Source organism: Metabacillus endolithicus, from assembly GCF_023078335.1.
In the GTDB taxonomy this organism is placed as follows: Bacteria; Bacillota; Bacilli; order Bacillales; family Bacillaceae; genus Metabacillus; species Metabacillus endolithicus.
Genome location: NZ_CP095550.1, coordinates 4,106,819 through 4,127,548, shown reverse-complemented (window position 1 = coordinate 4,127,548; position 20,730 = coordinate 4,106,819). Strand labels below are relative to the sequence as shown.

The 20,730-nt window shown below is 34.9% G+C and carries 20 protein-coding genes and 2 riboswitches; of the genes, 1 reads left to right on the top strand and 19 read right to left on the bottom strand.

Annotated elements, in window-relative coordinates; genetic code table 11:
- Window positions 1-52 precede the first annotated feature (52 nt).
- The 12 genes from MVE64_RS20765 to ppc all read right to left on the bottom strand — a co-directional run bounded on the left by MVE64_RS20765 (window position 53) and on the right by ppc (window position 10,485).
- The gene (locus MVE64_RS20765) at window positions 53-703 is read right to left on the bottom strand and encodes an urea amidolyase associated protein UAAP2 (protein WP_247341015.1); all 651 of its coding nucleotides are present in this window, start codon (window positions 701-703) and stop codon (window positions 53-55) included.
- A gap of 39 nt (window positions 704-742) precedes the next feature.
- Window positions 743-1,483, bottom strand: coding sequence for an urea amidolyase associated protein UAAP1 (locus tag MVE64_RS20760; RefSeq protein WP_247347171.1), 741 nt, complete (start codon window positions 1,481-1,483; stop codon window positions 743-745).
- Between the two features lie 70 nt (window positions 1,484-1,553).
- Window positions 1,554-1,686, bottom strand: a riboswitch (guanidine-I (ykkC/yxkD leader).
- Window positions 1,687-1,794: 108 nt separating this feature from the next.
- Window positions 1,795-2,874, bottom strand: coding sequence for an APC family permease (locus MVE64_RS20755; protein ID WP_281730403.1), 1,080 nt, complete (start codon window positions 2,872-2,874; stop codon window positions 1,795-1,797).
- Window positions 2,852-3,145, bottom strand: coding sequence for an APC family permease (locus MVE64_RS27550; protein ID WP_281730402.1), 294 nt, complete (start codon window positions 3,143-3,145; stop codon window positions 2,852-2,854). The genes MVE64_RS20755 and MVE64_RS27550 overlap by 23 nt, the downstream gene beginning before the upstream one ends.
- A gap of 276 nt (window positions 3,146-3,421) precedes the next feature.
- Window positions 3,422-3,553: a hypothetical protein gene (locus tag MVE64_RS27880; protein ID WP_345740664.1), complete on the bottom strand. Its 132-nt coding sequence runs from the start codon at window positions 3,551-3,553 to the stop codon at window positions 3,422-3,424.
- Window positions 3,553-4,215, bottom strand: coding sequence for an ABC transporter ATP-binding protein (locus tag MVE64_RS20750; RefSeq protein WP_345740663.1), 663 nt, complete (start codon window positions 4,213-4,215; stop codon window positions 3,553-3,555). The genes MVE64_RS27880 and MVE64_RS20750 overlap by 1 nt, the downstream gene beginning before the upstream one ends.
- A 105-nt stretch (window positions 4,216-4,320) precedes the next feature.
- Window positions 4,321-4,701, bottom strand: a complete 381-nt coding sequence (locus MVE64_RS20745) for an ABC transporter permease (protein ID WP_247341013.1) — start codon at window positions 4,699-4,701, stop codon at window positions 4,321-4,323.
- A complete protein-coding gene (locus tag MVE64_RS20740; RefSeq protein WP_247341011.1) occupies window positions 4,619-5,035 on the bottom strand; it encodes an ABC transporter permease in 417 nt (138 codons plus the stop codon). The genes MVE64_RS20745 and MVE64_RS20740 overlap by 83 nt, the downstream gene beginning before the upstream one ends.
- A gap of 21 nt (window positions 5,036-5,056) precedes the next feature.
- A complete protein-coding gene (locus MVE64_RS20735) occupies window positions 5,057-6,061 on the bottom strand; it encodes an ABC transporter substrate-binding protein (protein WP_247341009.1) in 1,005 nt (334 codons plus the stop codon).
- A gap of 130 nt (window positions 6,062-6,191) precedes the next feature.
- Window positions 6,192-6,297, bottom strand: a riboswitch (guanidine-I (ykkC/yxkD leader).
- Between the two features lie 207 nt (window positions 6,298-6,504).
- Window positions 6,505-7,140, bottom strand: a complete 636-nt coding sequence (locus MVE64_RS20730) for an FMN-dependent NADH-azoreductase (RefSeq protein ID WP_247341007.1) — start codon at window positions 7,138-7,140, stop codon at window positions 6,505-6,507.
- Window positions 7,141-7,299: 159 nt separating this feature from the next.
- The gene (locus MVE64_RS20725) at window positions 7,300-7,449 is read right to left on the bottom strand and encodes a hypothetical protein (RefSeq protein ID WP_247341005.1); all 150 of its coding nucleotides are present in this window, start codon (window positions 7,447-7,449) and stop codon (window positions 7,300-7,302) included.
- Window positions 7,450-7,722: 273 nt separating this feature from the next.
- On the bottom strand, window positions 7,723-10,485 hold the full coding sequence (gene ppc, locus MVE64_RS20720) for a phosphoenolpyruvate carboxylase (protein ID WP_247341003.1): 2,763 nt from the start codon (window positions 10,483-10,485) through the stop codon (window positions 7,723-7,725).
- A gap of 297 nt (window positions 10,486-10,782) precedes the next feature.
- On the opposite strand from ppc, the gene MVE64_RS20715 reads away from it, so the two are divergent.
- Entirely contained in the window at window positions 10,783-12,504 is a 1,722-nt protein-coding gene (locus MVE64_RS20715) for a methyl-accepting chemotaxis protein (RefSeq protein WP_247341001.1), read from the top strand.
- A gap of 24 nt (window positions 12,505-12,528) precedes the next feature.
- Here MVE64_RS20715 and MVE64_RS20710 read toward each other — a convergent pair whose 3' ends face one another.
- The 7 genes from MVE64_RS20710 to MVE64_RS20680 form a co-directional block, all read right to left on the bottom strand.
- A complete protein-coding gene (locus tag MVE64_RS20710) occupies window positions 12,529-13,305 on the bottom strand; it encodes an alpha/beta fold hydrolase (RefSeq protein ID WP_247340999.1) in 777 nt (258 codons plus the stop codon).
- Window positions 13,306-13,440: 135 nt separating this feature from the next.
- Window positions 13,441-15,645, bottom strand: coding sequence for a HAMP domain-containing sensor histidine kinase (locus tag MVE64_RS20705; protein ID WP_247340998.1), 2,205 nt, complete (start codon window positions 15,643-15,645; stop codon window positions 13,441-13,443).
- Entirely contained in the window at window positions 15,623-16,315 is a 693-nt protein-coding gene (locus MVE64_RS20700) for a response regulator transcription factor (protein ID WP_247340997.1), read from the bottom strand. Before MVE64_RS20700 ends, MVE64_RS20705 begins: the two co-directional genes overlap by 23 nt.
- A 202-nt stretch (window positions 16,316-16,517) precedes the next feature.
- Window positions 16,518-17,558, bottom strand: coding sequence for a Gfo/Idh/MocA family protein (locus MVE64_RS20695; RefSeq protein ID WP_247340995.1), 1,041 nt, complete (start codon window positions 17,556-17,558; stop codon window positions 16,518-16,520).
- A gap of 26 nt (window positions 17,559-17,584) precedes the next feature.
- Window positions 17,585-18,406 (bottom strand): carbohydrate ABC transporter permease, encoded by an 822-nt coding sequence (locus MVE64_RS20690; protein ID WP_247340994.1) that lies wholly within the window; start codon window positions 18,404-18,406, stop codon window positions 17,585-17,587.
- Window positions 18,403-19,347, bottom strand: coding sequence for a carbohydrate ABC transporter permease (locus tag MVE64_RS20685; protein WP_247340992.1), 945 nt, complete (start codon window positions 19,345-19,347; stop codon window positions 18,403-18,405). The genes MVE64_RS20690 and MVE64_RS20685 overlap by 4 nt, the downstream gene beginning before the upstream one ends.
- A gap of 111 nt (window positions 19,348-19,458) precedes the next feature.
- On the bottom strand, window positions 19,459-20,700 hold the full coding sequence (locus tag MVE64_RS20680) for an ABC transporter substrate-binding protein (RefSeq protein ID WP_247340990.1): 1,242 nt from the start codon (window positions 20,698-20,700) through the stop codon (window positions 19,459-19,461).
- Between the last annotated feature and the right edge of the window lie 30 nt (window positions 20,701-20,730).

Below are 20,730 nucleotides of genomic sequence, written 5' to 3'. Positions count from 1 at the left end.
AACCTCTCCTCACTAAAGTTCTACGATGATGTTTATATTCGAAACATTCTGTTTATTTATCCCAAATTAACACACGTACAGGCGTCGGATTATACGCATTACATGGATTGTTCAGTTGAGGACAATTACTAATTAACGCAACAGTCCTTACAATTGATTGCATCTCTACATAACGACCAGGTGCTGATACTCCGTCTGCAAATGTAAGGCCGCCATCAGGTGTTACTGGTACATTCATAAAGAAATTGATATTGGGTGCTAGATCGCGCTTTGTATATTTTTCATCATACATAGAAAGCTGAAGCATAAACGTATCTCGGCAATTATGCATTGGCAATGTATCATGTGCATATCGCACTGTATTACTTTGTGCTGAACAAGCTCCGCCCAATGTATCATGACGTCCACAAGTATCAGCCACAATTTTAAGAAGCCCTTTATTTGATTCAGAACGTAAAACTGTTCCTGTTGATAGATAAATATTTTGTTGACCTAGCATCGTCGCGACTGCACTGTAATGATCTTCTGGGTCTTCAGCATGATAGAAAAGGGTATCGGCTGCTTGATTTCCCTCTAAATCTACTATTCTTAAAACCTGACCAGGCTCTAGTTCATGCATCCAGCCTTCTCCAGCAGGAATCACTCTATCATATATTGCTTCTTCTACTTTTCGTGAGCTTTCTGTATAATTTAAAACCGCCATGGTATTCTCCTCCTTTTAAAATCATCCTTGTAATCTCTTTTATTTCAAAACAACTGATTTTGAATCACTAAGTAGTGTGTGATATTCCCATGTATTTTCAAAAGCTCTTTTGTTTTCCGGACGGAAGTTCACACACACATCATCATCTTTAACAGGTTCTGCATCGAATACTTCTATTTGAATTGGTACTGAAGAATATTCGTTACGAAGATCTAATGGATTTGGTGTATTCGAGAAAATGAATAATGTATCCATCTCAGTTCTTAATGTAACTGTTGCACCTTCGTAGCAATGGTCCTCGACATAGTGCATATCGCCATTTTTATCACAAAATACCTTTGAAAATAGGTTTAATACCGGAACTAAATCACGTACACCTAATCCATTTCTTACAAGCTCTACAGCAAAATTTTCTTCGCCGCTTCTTAACCAATTATTCCTAAGCTCTTGATACGTTGTGATCCCGTATTTCTCATCTGTTTCCTTACGTGACGTATACCCTGAAATACTGTCATGCCAGCCTAGACTATCTTCCACTATGCTCGTTAACACCCGCCCGTTATCACTCATTAGCACATGACCTTTTGTTAGATGGGAAGTATGTTGAGCTTTTAATGTATCTGGCATGTTATAACGCTCTGTTAACTGATTTGCATGATACATGATTGTTGAAAGATTTGCCCCCTTACCTAAAGCTGTAAACTTTACAAGCTTCCCTTTTCCGATCGTTCCTGACCATTTCCCACCTGCTGGGATTGTTTTATTCCAAATGCTATTTATCATAAAGAATTCCTCCTTTAAATAATTTCGTTTAGAGAAAATAAAAAAGATAAAAGCCTGGGAGATTGTCGTCTCCCAGGCTTTTATCCCTCCGTGTATATAGCTAACATGCGGTATCAGCTATACGCTCTCTCTCGGACCAGACTTCTTGTATTGAATGAGGGGATATTCGCAACAAGAACGGAACCCTAGACAGCTTTGTTCTTCTCATCTGAGAAGCTTTATTTAATTTGTTCTGTAAATTTATTATAGACCACCCCATTACACTCCTCCAAACACTATGTCAGATTTTCTAACACACTTTTTAAAAGTTACCTATTTTCGATTGCTACCTTTCCTTCCTTTAAAGTAGAAATCGGCTTTTTAAACATGCTTGTTCGGATTCCGATGTAGATAAATCCAATTACAATCCAAGCAATACCAATTAAGAGTGTTTGTGTTTCTAATAAAGTTAATAACCACCCAATAAAACAAGCACCAACGAAAGGAAAAATGAGATAAAGAAATGTTTGTCTAGCAGACCGCATCTTACTCTTTACATAATAATGTGAAATAACGGATAGATTGACGAACGTAAATGCCGTAAGGGCACCAAAGCTAACAAATGTTACAGCTGTATCCAAGTCAATAGCTATGGAAAAAAACGAAATGATTGTCACAAAGATAATGTTAATCACGGGCGTTTTATATTTAGGATGTAAATAACCAAACACTTTGTTCGGCAAAATTGACTCTCTCCCTAATGCAAATAAAAACCTAGTTACACTTGTAACGGATGAAACTCCTTGAGTAAAGGTTGCTACAATTAATACGGTTGTAAAAAGAGCACTTAATAGGTTTCCACCAACCATTTGAATAAGTTCAAAAGAAGCTGTATCACCATTTTCAAACGTAAAGTTAGGATAGGCTAGTTGTGTTAAATAAGAGATAGAAATGTATAACACTGCAGCAATAATAACGATTAGAAAAATTGCTTTAGGTATTGTTTTACGAGGATTAACTGTTTCCTCTGCCATTGTAGTTACCGCATCAAATCCTAAAAAACAAAAGCAGATAAGTGCTGCTCCTGAGAAAATCGTGGAAACGGAGAAGTCACTGGAAAAGAACGGTTGAAAAGAAAATAAACCTGATCCGTCTCCGCCAACAAATATATCCTTTGTTACAAAGGCACAAAAGAAGATAATAAAGAGGATCTGAAAGATAACAGAAAACCCACTTACTCTTGCTACTGATTTAATCCCAATAATATTCACAAATGCCAAAATGACATTTAACAAGATAATCCATACATAAACTGGTATACTCGGAAACTGAGCATTTAAGAATAGACCAAATGTTAAACAAGCAATAATTGGTGAAACAATATAATCAAGAAAAAGAGCCCCAGCCAACAAGAAACCCCATCTTTGGATTGATTGCTCTCTTCGTATAGGTGTAGGCTGAGCCAGAAATCGGATAAGCCTTTACCATTCTGCTATAGCTATATGCTGTAAAAAAAATCGCTATAAATGCTACAACATAAGCAGCAGCAAGCATTCCACCCGCTGCTTCAAACGCAACACCGTACACTGTAAAAAAGATCATTGGCGTCATCCAGGCTAGTCCAAGAAAAACAACACCAAATAGATTTAGAGATTTTTTGAATTCTGTTGTTTGTGTCATGCTTCAACCCTCTCTCCTTTAATCAGAATATTCCGAACAAATAAGCCGTAATTTTACCACTTCACTTTAAAACATTAAATATCATCTTCACTTGTGTTTTATTATAATGTTACAAAATCTAACATTTCAAATGTTGTGTTAGATTTTGTGACATACTATTGTTTCTATACTTTATTAATGTTTCTGTTTCGGTCAGGATAATCATTTGCAAACTAAAAGGCAGTAGCAACTTGTAAGCACCACTGCCTTTTACCACAACATGTAAAATATGACCATTTAATGCTTTAATAACGAGACAATATGCTTCTTCAGTTTCATAAATTGATCAACTTCCACCAAGTCACCATCTTGAAACAGGTGAAGGTCTGCATCAATTTCCTTAATAATTTTGCCAGGTCTTGCTTGCATCACATAAATTCGTTGTGATAAAAAAATAGCCTCATCAATATCATGTGTAATAAAAACAATAGTGGTTTTTCCTTTTTCCAAATATCAAGCAATAACTGCTGCATCGATTGCTTTGTTTGGGCGTCAAGTGCACCAAACGGCTCATCCATTAACAAAACCTCTGGATTATTAGCTAATGATCTAGCAATTGCCACCCTTTGCTTCATACCTCCCGAAAGTTCTTTTCCATATGATTCAGCAAACCTCTCAAGACCCACTAATTCCAAATACCGATCAGAAATTTCCTTTCGTTCTTTTGAACCCATTCCTTTTAGTTTTAGACCAAATTCAATATTGTCACGAACATTTAACCATGGAAATAGTGTGTAAGATTGAAACACCATCCCCCTGTTTACACTAGGTCCTACTACTTCTTGATCTGAAACCTTTACACTTCCACTTGTAGAATCTTCTAATCCTGCTAATATCCGTAGAATTGTAGATTTACCACAACCAGAAGGACCTAGTATGGAAACAAACTCCTCATTTTTCACATACATCGACACATCTTCTAGTGCTTGAAAGCTTCCTGCTTTTGTTTGATACACCTTTGATAGTCCTTTTATACTAATCTCTAATTCCGATTTTAGAAGTGGCTCTACTTGTTTTACTGCATTTAACATTCTATTGACCTCCTTCTGCCCAAGGAAATAATTTTTTCGTTAAAAGTGCAAAGCAACGATCGATAACTAAACCTAATAATCCAATAACAATAATTCCAACAAAAATTAATCTGTATCTAAAAAACGTTGTGCCTTCATAATCGTATATCCAAGGCCGCTGTTTGCTGCTACAAGCTCTGCTACAACTAAGTACGTCCAAGCCCATCCCATAATAAGACGCATTGTTACCATTAACTTTGGTAAAATCGCTGGTATGATCACTTTCGAAATGACTTGGCCTCGTTTTGCTCCTAATGTGTAAGATGCGGATAACAAATCTTTATTCACTCTGCTAGTGTCTTCGGCTACCATTAGCAACAATTGAAAGAAACACCCTATAAAAATAACAAGAATTTTTGCAGTTTCACCGATCCCAAGCCCATACCATAATAAGCGGAATAAATGCAGCTGCCGGCATATACCGGATAAATTCAGACATAGGTACAATAATCGATTCCGCAATTTTAAACGTCCCAGCAAAAATCCCTAATGGAATGCCTATGATACAAGCTAATAAAAAGCCCATAAAAACACGGTAAACACTGATGCCTATTTGATTCCAAAAATCAGAATCAGCAAGCGAGGTAAATAGCGATTCTATAACAACAAATGGAGAAGGTAGAAACACTTCCTTTACAACCCCCATTATGCTTAAGAGATACCAAAATAGAAAAAGTCCTATGAATGCCGATCCTATTCCAACAAGATACCAAGATTTAGGAATTTCCTCATGAATTCGAAATAATGTTCTCAAGTAACCTTTCTTTTTAACAGTCTCCATGTTTGTCACCCCTTTCCAGTTTTACTCATGACTATTTTCAATAAAACTTGGGTCAAGTAATGATGTCATATCTGGAATCTCTTTTATAAACTCTAATTTTTGAAGGAATTTTGCATTTTCCTCGGCCGTATATTCAATAGATTTATAGCTATCTGATCTTTCAAAAGAAGCTACGTTTTGCTCAGGTGTGAATAATTCAAACCCTTCCATTCCAATAGCAAGTTCATCAACCGTTATACCGGCAGCTTCAGCAATAATTTCAAGTGATTCTTCTTCATTTTCTGAATAATAATTCACTGCTTCAAACCAAGCAGCAGTTATTTTTTCAAGATCTTCTTGACGGTTTTCTGCGATTTCCTTGCGAACTACAAAGAGATCTGCAATAAGACCTGGGAATTCTGCTGAGGTAATTAATTTATGTCCATTTCCTTCTGATTCAGCAGTACTAAGGAATGGCTCCCATAATCCAGCTGCATCTAAATTTCCAGCAATAAATGTTGTCCCTGCATCTTGAACAGTAAGGTTAGTAAAATTTACATCAGATTCCTTTAAGCCAGCCTGTTCAAGTGCTGTTAACATAAAGAAATGCTCAATCGTACCAATCTCTGTTCCAACTTTCTTCCCTTTTAAATCTTCAACAGATTGAATATCCTTTGTTGCTACTAGGCCATCTCCACCGTTTGAGTTATCTGTTATAAAAACTGATTTAAGTTCAATACCGTTTTCAAGTGGGGCAATTGTGTCAATAAGCGCTTGGCTGTTTCCATCAATTTCTCCAGTGTTTAAGGCAGATAGGGAATCAGCATAAACCGGAAAATAAACTAATTCAACCTCAACTCCATGTTTTTCAAAGAATCCTTTTTCTTCGACTAGATGCCATAAGTACCAGCTAGGTAATGCACTGAACCCAATTTTTATTGGTTCACTTTTAGAGCTATTTCCACTTGCCTCTTCACTTGAATTTCCGCAAGCTGCTAATAAAAAGACAAAAAATACTGACAAAAGTATGTTAAAATGTTTTTTCATGCTTCTCACTCCTATTTTCTAAATTTTGGTAGAGCTATAAATACTTCAAATCTCCCTTCATATCAATTTATTAAATATTAGGAATTTTCAAATTATAAAAAGAGGAAAAATAAAAAGCCTAGGAGAGGTCGTCTCCCAGGCTTTTGTCCTTCCGTGTATATAGAAACCAGGTAATTTCTATACGCTCCCTCTCGGACCAGCTTGGTATATCCAACGGAACCCTAGGCAGCTTTTTCGTTCTCAAATTCATAGAGAACCTTTATGGAGTTGAAAAATAATTGCTTTGATATATCAAAGTATAAATGGGATAAAAGGTGTATGCAACGACCATGTTATATAATCTAACATAATATCTAAAATACACATCTAAAATTTTAATCCATCCTGATCATACTAAAAAGGACAGACCTCTTCTGAACTGAGACTGTCCTCTCGTAAAAGCTTTAAAATGTTTTCGCTAGATCCTTCGCACGGGCAATTCCATTTTGCTTAATTTCTTCCGCTTTATCAGGCATTGCTGCATGCCCTTCAATAAATAACCCTTCAAACGATGGTACACCAAAGAAATTCATAATAACCGTTAGGTAACGATGCCCCATCTCAACTTCAGCAGCAGGGCCTTCCGAGTAAATTCCACCTCTTGCTTGGATATGAAGAGCCTTTTTATCAGTTAGTAATCCAACTGGTCCCTGTTCAGTATATTTGAATGTTTTACCAGAAACAGCAACAGAGTCAATATACGCTTTCATAACTGGAGGGAATGAGAAATTCCAAAATGGTGTAACAAATACATACTTGTCTCCATTTATAAACTGCTCACATAACTCGTTAAGACGACTGACTTTTGCTTTTTCATCTTCAGATAATTCTTCGAAGCCTTTACCTGTTTGAAGTTTCCCCCAACCGCTAAATACATCCACATCAATATGAGGAATATGCTCTTTGTATAAATCAATGTGAACAATCTCGTCATTTGGATTCTCTTCTTTATAAGAGTCAATAAATGCCTTACCTGCTGCCATACTATACGATACGGTGTCATCATGCGGGTGTGCTGTAATGTACAATACTTTTGTCATTTGGATTCTACCTTTCTTTATGTAGTCATTTTAGTTTGAACGAAAACAGGTAAAATAACCAAAATACTTTCTATTTTTTTTACGGACAGCTCATTATATGTCTGGCTTAAAACAATAAAAAAAGGTTTGTTTTTGTAATAAACAAACCCTTCAAAATTTTTATTCAGTTACGTTAAAAATATAAGGATTTGCCCCAAGATTTTTTCTTAGTTCATCAGTCATTTCATAAGCATCTGTAGAAGTTGAGTCATTTGTTGCTTCATAGTCAAGAGGAAGACTACCATCGTAATGTAAAGGCTTTTGGTTCATCATTTATACCTCCAATTATAGTTCAAAAGATTTAGTTTTTTACAAATACTAGTATATACATTATGATCCATTTTATTTATATTAAAAACTATTATTTTTTGGAATTTTCTGAACAAATATTTATTGTAAGATTTCTTTACAACTTTATGTTTTTTTACTTGAGCAGGATTTATAGTTAATACAATTAATACAATAAACGATAGTTATTTATTAACGATCCATAACAAAAAAAGACTGCCGATCTATAATCGACAGCCTTTTTTATCATTAGAATCAACCAGTATTACGTAATCCAGCTGCAATTCCGCTTATCGTTAATAACACTTCCGTTAAGAGTTCTTCATTTGGTTCTTCTTGTTTACGAAGTTCCTTAATAAGTTCTACTTGTAGGAAGTTCAATGGATCTACATATGGATTTCTGCGGTGTACAGATTCTTTAATATTTGGTGTATGATCTAACAACTCATCATCACCTGTAATTTGAAGAAGAATCGTTTTTGTTTTTTCATATTCTTCAACGATATTACCGAAAATACGATCAGCAATTTCTTTATCATTAACTAAAGATGTATATTCTTTAGCCGTTGTGATATCTGCCTTCATTAGAGCCATTTGCAGATTGTCAATTGTAGAACGGAAGAACGTCCATTCCTTATACATACGTTGCAGAAGTTTTAAGTTATCTTCACTTTCAGAAGCAAAGCTATCTAAACCTGTACCTGCTGCATACCATGCCGGTAGTAATTGACGACTTTGTGTCCATGCAAAAACCCAAGGAATTGCTCGTAAGTCTTCAAAACGATTACGGTTTTTACGTTTCATCGGACGTGAACCGATATTCAATTCGGCTAATTCATTTAATGGTGTTGCTTCAGTAAAGTACGTTAGGAAATCTGGGTCTTGGAAAACAAGTGATTGATACTTTTTAAGAGAAACATTTGAGATCTCTTCCATTGCATCTTCCCATACTTTTTCACGTAAATGTTGTTGCTCTGAATTCTTCGAAAGATTAACAGACGCTTCAAGCAATGTAGATGTTGCTTGTTCTAAGCTTCGGTAAGCAATATCCTCAATAAGATAGCGAGAAGAAAGCACTTCACCTTGTTCAGTTATCTTTACTCCATCTCCTAGTGTTTCAGCAGGCTGAGACAGAATGCTTCGGTTTAACGGACCGCCTCCACGACCTAGTGATCCACCACGTCCATGGAAGAATTTCAAACCAATATTATAAGTCTTGGCCATATCATGAATTTCCAGCTGAGCTTTGTAAAGCTTCCAGTTTGCTGTTACCGTTCCACCATCTTTGCTTCCATCAGAATAACCAAGCATGATTTCTTGGGAATCTCCATGAATTTTCAAATGATTACGGTAAACATCCATGTTGAATAATGTTTCCATAATCTTCGGACCTGCAATTAAGTCATCTACTGTTTCAAGAAGTGGAGCAACATTTAAATGACTTTCCACTGAACCATCAGCATGAAGACGATAAATACCTGCTTCTTTTGCAAGTACCAACACTTCAAGCAAATCACTTGCAGATTGAGTCATACTAATAAGATAAACAAGAATTGATTTTTTCCCAAATGTATCATGTGCCTTCTTAATCATTGTGAAAACTTTGATCATTTCTTGCGTTTCTTTTGAGTAATCTTCATTCAATAATAAAACAGGACGAGGATCTTTTAATACACTCTCTAATGTGTTAATTTTTTCTTCCTCACTAAGAGCCGAATAATCCTCTGTTACTTTTACTTTACGCAATATTTCTGTAACTGCTGCTTCGTGCTCTCCACTGTGGTTACGAATATCAAGTGTAGCTAAATGGAAGCCAAACAGTTGTACTTGGCGAATAAACTTTTTCAACATCTTTAACTCACGTTTTGCAGGCTGATGTGTATCTACACTGCGTTGAATAAGATATAAATCCTCTAGAAGTTCTTCAGATGCTTTGTATCCGATATCTGATTTTCCTACTTCTTCAAGGCGGCCTAATATAATAGCGATTTTTCGACGATATACCTCTGTTTCAACAGGCCATTTTTTATCATTTGATAAGTATGTTTGTTCTTCTTTCTCTACATTTGAAAGAAGTTCTTCACTAACTTGAACACGTGTACTTGAGTGACTAAAGCGTTTCATTACTTCTACTAATGATTCTTTGTATTTTTTCAGAACTAATTCACGATGACTTTCTAATGTTTCCCACGTTACTTCAGGTGTAACATTTGGGTTACCATCACGGTCTCCACCGATCCATGATCCAAAGCGTAAGAAGTTTGGTACATCCCAGTTATGTCCTGGAAATTGTTCAGACAGACCTTCTTCTAAGTCTTGATGAATCTCTGGAAGTACATCAAAAAATGTTTGTTCAAAATAATATAGGCCGTTGCGTACTTCATCCATTACTGTTGGTTTACGATGACGAAGTTCGTCTGTTTGCCATAGAATCGTTACTTCATTTAATAAGCTATCTTCTAGCTGTTTACGTTCTTTATTAGTCAGCATATTATTATCTAAGCTTTTCAATATAATACCGATTCGCTTTTGAATCTCGATAACCGAGCGCTTTGTTGCTTCTGTTGGATGCGCTGTTATGATTAACTCTAATGATAACGTGTTCAATACATTTTGAATGGTATTCTCATCAATTTCATTATCTTTTAATGATAAAATAGCACTTTCAATTGATGCTGGTTGAACAACATGATCATCTTGGAGCTGATATTCACGACGACGACGAATTCGGTGATTAGATTCTGCGGCATTAATTAGATGGAAATAAATTGAAAAGGCACGTATAACTTGCTTTCGCATTGGTGTATCCAAGTTTAAAATTTCTTCTTTTAGTTCCTTGTATGTTTGCTCGTCAAAGTCATTTCGAAGCGATTTCGCCATCATTCTTAACTTTTCAACTTTATCAAGTAGCTCCGTTCCCCCATGATGAACAATAATTTCTCCTAGGATATGTCCTAGTGATTTCACATCACGACGCAACGGAAGACTGCTGTCATTTGTTTCGATTCTTGTTGTCATTATGTCACCTTCCCTTAGAATTTATTATTCTATTAAATTTTAAGATAATTCTATCATATCATCTTTTCAATGAAATTTCATTAAAAATGTTCGAAATTGATATCTATATGAGATTAATCATATGATTTTAATCTTTTTTACATATCATTTTTAGAAAGTAAGCGCCTTCCATTAGTATATGTCATTTTTTGTCGATTGATAAGAATATATTTTTTTACCAATAAAAGGTATGATCCTTTTGTTAGGTCTTTTTGCCTGATTACTATCAAATAATATACTATTTTGTGAGGTTCATACATGTTGAAAAGTATAAAAATCAAAATATTACTTATTTTTTCACTAATCTTAATTTTATCATCGGTTTTAGTTGGATTTATCACCTATAGTTCTACTTCCGAAATTGTGACTGAAGTCATTACAAGTCAAGCATCTGGTATTGCAAACCAAGCTGTTGAAATAATTGATCTAAATAAATATGAGCAATTAGTAAGTAGTGACAAAGAAACAGATTATTATTATGAGCTTAGAGAGCAATTAAACAAAATCCGCGAAGCAAATGGAGTTGAATACTTATATACGATTAATCGTGTAAAAAACGATAAAGGGTATGACTATGTGTACATTGCTGATGGCATGCCTGTTGGTCATGAAGATGAATCCCAATTTTTAGAAGTTGAAGAGGACATAAGTGAGTTTCCCAGTACAATGAACGTGTTCGAATCAGGTACGACCGAAATAGAAATGGGTGTTTCAGAAGAATACGGCGCACTTGCTACAGCCTATATTCCAATAAAAAACAGTAATGGAGAAATAATCAGTGTGTTAGGTGTAGATATTGATGTTTCTAAATTTTATAATTCCCTCGCAACCGAAAAAAGAAACACATTAATTATCTCAGCTATTATCTTATTTATTAGTTTAGCTATTCTGTATTTCTTTACTTCTTCAATAACAAAGCCTATAAAAAAATTAACATTACAAGTTAAGCAAATGGGAAATGGAGATTTTTCAAACCGTTTTGTTAGTAAACGAAAAGATGAAATCGGTATACTATCTAGTGCCCTTCAGCAAATGTCTGAAGACATTCGCAGTGTAATTGAGAGAATCCATCAAAATTCTGTTCAGCTAGCAGAATCAAGTACAACTCTTCAATTAATAACGAATGAAACAAAACAAGCTAGTGACCAAATTGCCTTAACGATGGAAGCAGTGTCTGATAAATCTACGTCTCAATTTCATAGTTTAAATGAGAGTGCAAAGGTTATTGAAGAATTAGCTGTTGGTGTAACACAAATTGCTGAAGCTGCATCAAAAACTTCAGATCTTTCTTATAAAACAGTAAATGATGTAGAAAATGGAAAAAATTCAATTAATAGCTTAACTACGCAAATGAATACAATCGAGAAATCGGTTCATCATTCTGCTGGCTTAATTGGAACCTTAAAAAATCACTCTGATGAAATAACTTCCATAATTACTCTTATAAAAGAAATTTCTGCACAAACGAATTTGCTTGCTTTAAATGCAGCCATCGAAGCTGCAAGAGCAGGTGAAGCAGGAAAAGGATTTGCTGTTGTTGCAAATGAGGTACGGAAATTAGCCGAACAAACAGAGCACTCTACAAGTGGAATTCAACAGATTTTAGATAAAATTGATAAAGATACAACCGAAACAGTTATTGCCATGGACACAGTTATCCATGATGTAAAAAACGGATTACAGTCTGTAGACTTAGCAAGCAATGTTTTTTCCGAGATTCTTTTTTCTGTTAATGGAATGTCTCAACAGGTGATTGAAGTCACAACTACTGCTGAACAAATGACTGCCTCAACTGAAGAAGTCAGTGCATCAGCATTAGAAGCCTCAAACATTGCTGAAGGAACGGCAGTTAGCACACAGGAAACGGTACAGCTAACGACTAGACAACAAGAGCTTATGACCGATGTTTCTGCAACAATTGAAAGTATTAGCTCTATGTCTAATGAGTTAAACAATGTAGTTACTAAATTTAAACTTTAAATAAAATTAAAATGCTTAACATGTTCATATGATGTTAAGCATTTTTCGTTGGCTCGTTTTTTCCATTGTATAATGAACTAAAAAGTTCTCGTATACATCTCTAAAACAATTTGGCCTGAACAAGTTGGCAGCATGACCAGCATGCTTTATTTCCTTATAAATTACATGAGGAATAATACTTTTTAAGTCAGTTAACGTAGATTTATACAAACTATCGTACTCACCCATTACCCATAATACCGGAGTCGATAATCCCTCTAAATGGCTTCTCAAATCATAATTCAGTCGATGCCAGATAGCATTCTTTAAAATTTGATCATCCAGTTTTAACCCGAACTTATAGTAGATTCTTTTAGAAATAGCTGAATATGGATCTAATATGCTTTCTTTAGGGTAAATATCATTAGAATATTTTTTCAGCCATGTCTCGTAATCTTCATCACGAGTATCCCAATAAAATTTAAGAACATCTAATAGCTTGGAAGGTGCATTATAATGTCCACCTATAAAGCACAAGCTTTTCACTCGCTCTTTCCATTTGTTTGCAAATATAGCACTTGGATAACAACTATAGCTCAAGGAACAAATATGGGCTTCCTTTATGCCATTTGCATCATAAAATGCTTCTAATTGCTTTACTAAATTATCCAGAGTAAAGTGAACATGTTTTCCTATATGTTCTCCATGACCAAGCAAATCATATGTATAAGTATGATATTCCTGATTGAAGTACTCTATTTGTTTCTTAAATGCGCGCTTTGTACCTGTTAAGCCATGGATAAAGATGATATTCTCCTTCATATAGCACCTCCAATACAACATTTAGAAATAAGTGAATACTTAAATTTTAATATGTGAATGTAAAGAAAATGTAAGTGACCAGTTAAAATATTGTAAGGAAAAAGAATAGTCACCCCCTTTGGAGCTGACTTGTCACTATCCTATATTTTCTAAAACAATGGTAACTTTAAACAAATCACCATCAACATCAATATCTAAATGTCCTTCATGTAAATCTATAATTGATTTAGCAATAGCAAGTCCTAGTCCTGACCCATCTGTATGACGTGAAGTATCTCCTCGCTTAAAACGTTCAAATAATTCATCCACATCATCACTAAGCTCATATTTCGAGATATTTTTAAAGCTAATGATGATTTGACTATTGTCTTCTTTTATACCTATATATGCACGAGTATGCTCTAATGAATATTTCAGAATGTTACCAATTAAATTATCAAACACCCTCCATAACTTTTGTCCGTCGATAAAAGCGTAAACAGGTAAATCTGGATTTGTAACTCGAAATTGGATTGTAGAAGCTTGAATATTTTCATTATACTCTGCCAGTGATTGTTGAAGAAGTTGAACAATATCCACCTTCGTTTTAGATAGTTCAATATTGCCACTTGCCATTTTCGATGCTTCAAATAAATCGTCAATTAACACTTTTAATCTTTTAGATTTCCGATCAATGATTTCAATATATGTGCTGCGTTCATCTTCAGTTAACTCAGGATTTTTCAACAACTCTGAATACGTAATAATGGAAGTTAAAGGTGTTCTTAAATCATGACTAACATTTGTAATGAGTTCTGTTTTTAGCCTCTCACTTTTTGCTTGCGCTTTTTGTGATGTTTTTACTCCATGCTTCATTGTATTAATATCTTCCGCTAATTTTGCAAGCACGGATTTCCCAGCTACTTTTAAATCCGGTTCAAATTGACCAGAAGCAAGAGCACGTGCATTGCGGGTAATTTTATTAAAATATCCAACTTTTCTTAAGATCAAGATAAAAACAGGAAGACCAATAATGAAAAAGGCAGGAACATATGCAATTATAAATTCAGGTTCAATAAAGATTGGACCTGCTCCAAGACCAATCAGATAAACAAACCCTAAAATGAGTAATACTTGAGTCCCAACGCGACGGTTATAAAAAGCTTCTCTTATGGTTTTTAAGAGTCGTGCAGTTATTGTTTTCCTTAGGATTTCTCTGTTTTTAGATAAATCTTTTACAATAGGATATAGGAAAATCAACTGAACAATTGTTAACCCAAGAAATACACTCATGAAAAAGAGTTGATTTAATACATCTCTAAACGTGTAATAAATGTATAAATTAGGAAAGTCGGTAATTATTACTAAAGAGATTAATAATGTGATTCCAGTGAGAGTAACTGCTAGATCAAGTGGAAGTTTATTATATATATCTCGTGATTTATGAGAGCTTATTTTATTTAAAATTTGTATTTTTCTACCTATAAATAAACTAGCAAAAAGTGCCACAATTGAACCAATTGTATAGATCCAAAATAACTTCCTTTGCAGATCATACTGCTGATACGAAACCATTATGGCATTAGAACTTGAAACTCCTTCACGCAGACCGATTTTCCCTTCATATAAAGAATTTGCTTGATCATGAGAGATAAGATCTTCGTATCCATATATAAAGGAAAGCTCAGCTATATCTAAATAGCCATTACTTTTTGAAGGATACTGATCAATATGAAGCATGTTATCTGATGAAATATACTTATCTACTTCTTCTTGATCTTTAGTAGGTAGATTTGTATAAATTTCTCCAGTGGAGGTATTTACCAAGTAATATGAAAAAGCCTCATCATAAACACCAAAATCCTGACGGTATGTTGCCAGCTCTTTATAGTACTCATCTACTCTTTGTTCTTTTTCTTTTCTAATTTTTTCTTCAACGTACTCATCACTTTCAAAATTTTTCGTAATGTCCGCTATTTTTGCATCTCTTTCTTTAATATACAAATTTGCTTGATCTTGATTATTATTAGCCTGTGCTTCTTGAATCCTTGATACATATTGTTCCTCTATGCTACTAATCTGTTCGGACAATTCACCATACATGAAACGATACTCATCTATCTCTTCCTTTGATACGGTAATATCCTCTTTCATATCTTCTTTTGATTGATCATCCATTTCAAACGCATGTAGATAGCTGGTATAAGTGCCCACTGTATCTCTATATTGCGAGGTTTTAAAATAGCTTGTTTTCATATAGTCTTGATCATTTAATAGCGCTGTTAAAATACCACTTACTCCATAAGTAAATAAAACAAGCCATGAGATTAGAATGATTCTATTTTTCCATTTTGTATCCAATGCCCCATACCACCTTTAAATATCTAGGATTTTTAGGGTCGATTTCAATTTTTTCTCTAATTTTACGAATATGCACAGCCACGGTATTTTCCGCATTATAGCAAGGCTCCTGCCATACCTTTTCATAAATTTCAGAAATAGAAAACACTCGACCAGCATTTACCATTAATAGTTCGACAATTTTATATTCAATTGGAGTTAGTTTTACAGCTTCTCCATTTACAGTCACTTCTTTTGCTTCTTGATCGATCATTAAACCATTAAGATCAATTAATTGATTTCTTCCTTCAAAATGACCTAGTTTTACATATCTTCTAAGCTGCGATTTTACTCTTGCGATAAGCTCAAGAGGGTTAAACGGCTTTGTTACATAGTCGTCAGCCCCTACCTGTAATCCTAAGATTTTGTCAGTGTCCTCACTTTTTGCACTTAAAATAATAATTGGGATATTTTTCTTTTCACGGATTTTAAACGTTGCAGAAATTCCATCCATTCTCGGCATCATAATGTCTAAAACAATTAAATGAACTTCTTTTTCCTGTAAACACTCAATTGCCTCAACGCCATCCTTTGCCAATAACACCGTCATGCCTTCATTTCTCAAGTATATTTCAATTGCTTCACGTATTTCTTTATCATCATCTACTACTAAAACGGTATAATTATTCATCTTTCTATCCTCCTTTCCAAAGTATACCATGTGTTATCTGCTAAGGATGTACTCAGTATAAGCAAAAGTTCTTAATATAAAGGTAGGGAAAATATGAAGAAATTCTTAAGAATGAACGTTGAATTTTAGGTAGTCTTTTTACGAGGGGTTTAAACAAAAAATAAGTGAGTCATATAGAATAGACTCACTTAACAATGGCTGATTATAGTACGGGTATTTTATTCACCAACACTACTTTTTTTGTTTCATTAGCTTCAAGTGCTGCTAAAATTACCTCAAGTGACTTTTTCCCTTCTTCCCCAGTTATAATTGGGGCTTTTTTATTCAGGATAGAGTCTATAAAGTGATCAATAACATGTGTATTCGTTTGACCACCTTCTTCATTCGTTTGAATTTTATCTAGTTGATACTTCACAACTTCACCATTATTATATTGAACAATTAGTGAATGGTCTGGATCATCCTCTAATCTTAAAACAGCATTTTCAGCGTAAATGACTGTAGAATTGTCTCCACCAGCTACATATGACCAACTAGCTGTTAATGTTCCAATTACACCAGATTCCATTTTCAAAATAGCAACCGCATTATCATCTACCTGTGTATCTTCTTTTGCAGATGTTTCAACAAATGCACTTACCTCCGCAACATCTCCTAATAAATAGCGGATTAAATCTGATTTATGAACACCCAAATCTCCTAGTGCACCAATGAATGCCTGTTCTTTATCAAAAAACCAACTATTTCTTCCATCAATACTCCATCTCTCCGGTCCCGGATGTCCAAAAGTTGTACGAAAACTATAAATTTTTCCTAGTTGACCACTTTCTATTATTTGTTTTGCTTTTTGATGAGAAGATACAAAGCGTTGATTATGTGCAATCATTAATGTTTTGTTATTCTTCTCTGCAGCTTCTATCATTTCTTCTGCTTCTTTTCTAGACGTTGCCATAGGTTTTTCACAAAGAACATGTTTTCCAGCATTTAAAGCAGCAATTGAAACAGGAGCGTGAAGATCATTTGGTAAACAAACACTTATCACATCTACCTCCGCAAGTTGAACGACTTTCTCATATTGTGTAAAAGCCTGTGCTTCATATTTTTCAGCCATCTCTACTGCTCGCGATTTCACAATGTCACACACTGCTATGATTTCGACATGATCATTATTTGCATACTCAACTAAATGACGTCTTCTTGCAATACTTCCACAACCAATAACAGCTACTTTGATCTTTGACATGGTTTTTCATCCCCCAATAATTTGTTTTATCCTTTCACTGCCCCACCTGCTAATCCTTTTACAACTTTCTCTTGTGAGAAAAGGTAAACAACAAGAATTGGTAAGCTTGCTAGTGTTAAGGCGGCCATAAGACCAGGTATATTTACTGAGAATTCTCCTCTAAAGTCTTGTAAACCTAATGGTAATGTCATGTTTTCTGGGCTTGAAATTAGAACGAGGGCAAAAATAAACTCATTCCATAAGTGGATAAAGTTATAGATTAACACTGTCATTAATGCAGGTGTTAACATCGGCAAGATTACTCTCCAGAAGATTCCAAAATGGTTACAGCCATCCATCTTCGCAGCTTCCTCTAATGACTTAGGAATTTCTTGCATAAACTGAGTCAAAATAAAAATTGAGATTGGGAGACTAAAGGCGATATATGGTCCTAATAAAGCCCATACCGTATCAAAAACCCCCATGCTTTGTGTGAGCTTAAAAATCGGAATAAGAGTAGCATGAATAGGCAGCATCATACCTGATATAAATAGTAGGAACAATACTTTGTTCAACTTGAATTTCATCCTACTTAATGGATAACTCGCTAACGCTGCTACTAGCATTACCACAAAAACAGCTACTACAGATACCAAAATGCTATTTAAAAAATATCGTGTTAATCCCATTTCAAAAACGGATTGAAAGTTTTCAAAATTAAATGATGAAAATAGCGCAAATGGCTCCTCAAAGAATTGACTTCGTGACTTAAGTGAAGTTGAAATCATATAGATGAAAGGAAAACCAGTAAAGACTAACAACATAATGGCAATGATATAGAGAGGTACTTTTTTTAATCCCATTGTCATATTCCGTAGGCTCCTTTCTTTTTACGTAAATGATCCATTACCTGAATAATAATCGTAACAAATAAGGCTAAAAAGAACATAATAAAGGCAATAGCACTAGCATAGCCCATATTGAAGTTGATAAAAGCCTGTTTAAACATATACGTTCCTAATAGTTCCGTACCGTGGTTAGGGCCTCCACCTGTCATAATATAGAAGATATCAAATGCTTTTAACGAACCTACAATTGCTAGAATTGAAGAGCTGACAATTGTTGGCATTAGAAGAGGTAATGTAATCTGAAAAAACTTTTGGAAAGAACTTGCTCCATCAATTTCAGCAGCTTCATATAATTCATCTGGTATTCCAACAATGGCTGCTTTAAAAAGAATCATATAAAACGGAGAGAATTGCCAAACGATAACCAATAATACAGCAAATAATGCTGTATTTGTTTCACTTAGCCATGGTACATTTTCAAATCCGAATAAATTAATGATATTATTAATAATCCCATTTATTGGATCAAACATTAAAACCCATAATAAACCTATCGCTACAGTTGACATAAGAAATGGAAAGAAATAAACACTGCTAAAGAATTTAATTCCTTTTATTGGTGCAAATAACATAAGTGCCATAATTAACCCAAGAGGAATTTGAGCAAATACCGAGGTTAACACTACCCATGTATTATTTGTGAGGCTTCTCCAAAAAATTGCGTCTTTAAAAAGGTCAACATAATTTTGTAATCCTACAAATACTCCTACTCCCATTCCGTCCCATTTATAAAAACTGTACATGAGGGTAGACATAATAGGGAACAAAACATAGACTGCATAAATAATAATGGCAGGGGCGACAAATGCACTAATAGTTAAGGCGCTTTTTATTTTCTTTTGTGTACGTGATACTTTTTTGACTACCGTCCTATTTTCAGCCACTTTTATATGTGTATCCATTTCAGCCACTCCTTTTTTACAATAAGAGGGGAAATCCCCTCTTACCGCATTACTCTAAAAGCTCTTTTGCTTTTTCTTCCATTTTCTTTGCAGCATCTTCAGGTGTCATATCTAAATTTCAAATACCGCTTGAATCGTGTCTTTGTGTAATTCTGCCAATTCAGGTGGAAGAGTTTGATCATACGGCATTTGTAAATGAGTTGCTTGTTCTACCACTTCATAAAAACGTTTTGTAAATTCATCAGCTGGAACTACATCTTTCACACCTGTTAACGAGCCAGTGCGATCTGTGTAATTTTGCGCTGTTTCTTTGCTTGTTAATTCATTAACTAACTCAGCAGCTAAATCAGGGTTTTCACTGTTTTGTGCAACTGACCAAACAGGTCCGGTTGCTGCCCCAACATGTGTTTCGTTCCCTTTACCTCCAGGAATAGTTGGGAATAAGAAAAAGTCTAACTTTTCCTCGAATTCAGGAGCCTCTTGTCTTACGTTATTTAAGAATGAAATTGTCATATCCATCATCGCTGCTTGACCAGTATACATTAACTGACGCCCTTGACCTTCATCATACGGTACACCGTTAAATCCTGGATTAAACGCGTCTCTTTCTACCAATTCTTGAATATACTTTCCTGCCTCAACATAAGCCGGATCATCAAAGCCTCTACCCTCTCTATTAAAAGCACTTTCAAACAGTTCAGGTCCAGCAATTCTACTTGCAAAGTTCATTAAATAATAAGCTCCAGGCCATTTTGTTTGGTTTGTTAATGCAATAGGAATAATTTCGTTTTCTTTTAGTGTATCGATCACATTTAACCATTCATCATATGTTTTTGGTGCTTGTAAACCGTACTTATCAAATAACTCTTTGTTATAGAAAACAACATCAATTGAAAGACTTAATGGCTGACCGTATACTTTGCCGTCAAATGTAGCATTGTTCAAAGCAAGTTCATTAAAGTGAGATTTATCCGTTGTTTCAGTAATATCATATACCTTCCCCTGGTCCACAAAGTTCTTCAGCCATCCTCCACCCCAGCTATGGAACACATCTGGTGCGTCATTCCCCGACATAGCAACAGATAACTTTTGCTTGTATGCATCATTTGGAATTTGAAGGATCTTTACATCTACGTCAGGATGCTTTTCCTTGAATCGTTCAACTGCTTCTTCATAAACTGCCTCTTTTTCCCCTGTATCAATATGCCAGAATTCAAGTGTCTTTTTCCCTCCGCTAGACTTACTCTCACCAGAATCAGATGTAGCCTGTTCTGTAGAGCCACCACCATTTAGTCCACATGCAGTTAGAAACAAAACAGTCATGATCGTTAAAACAGAAAGTAATTTCTTCATTCTTCCATCCCCTTTGTTTTCGTTTTCAAC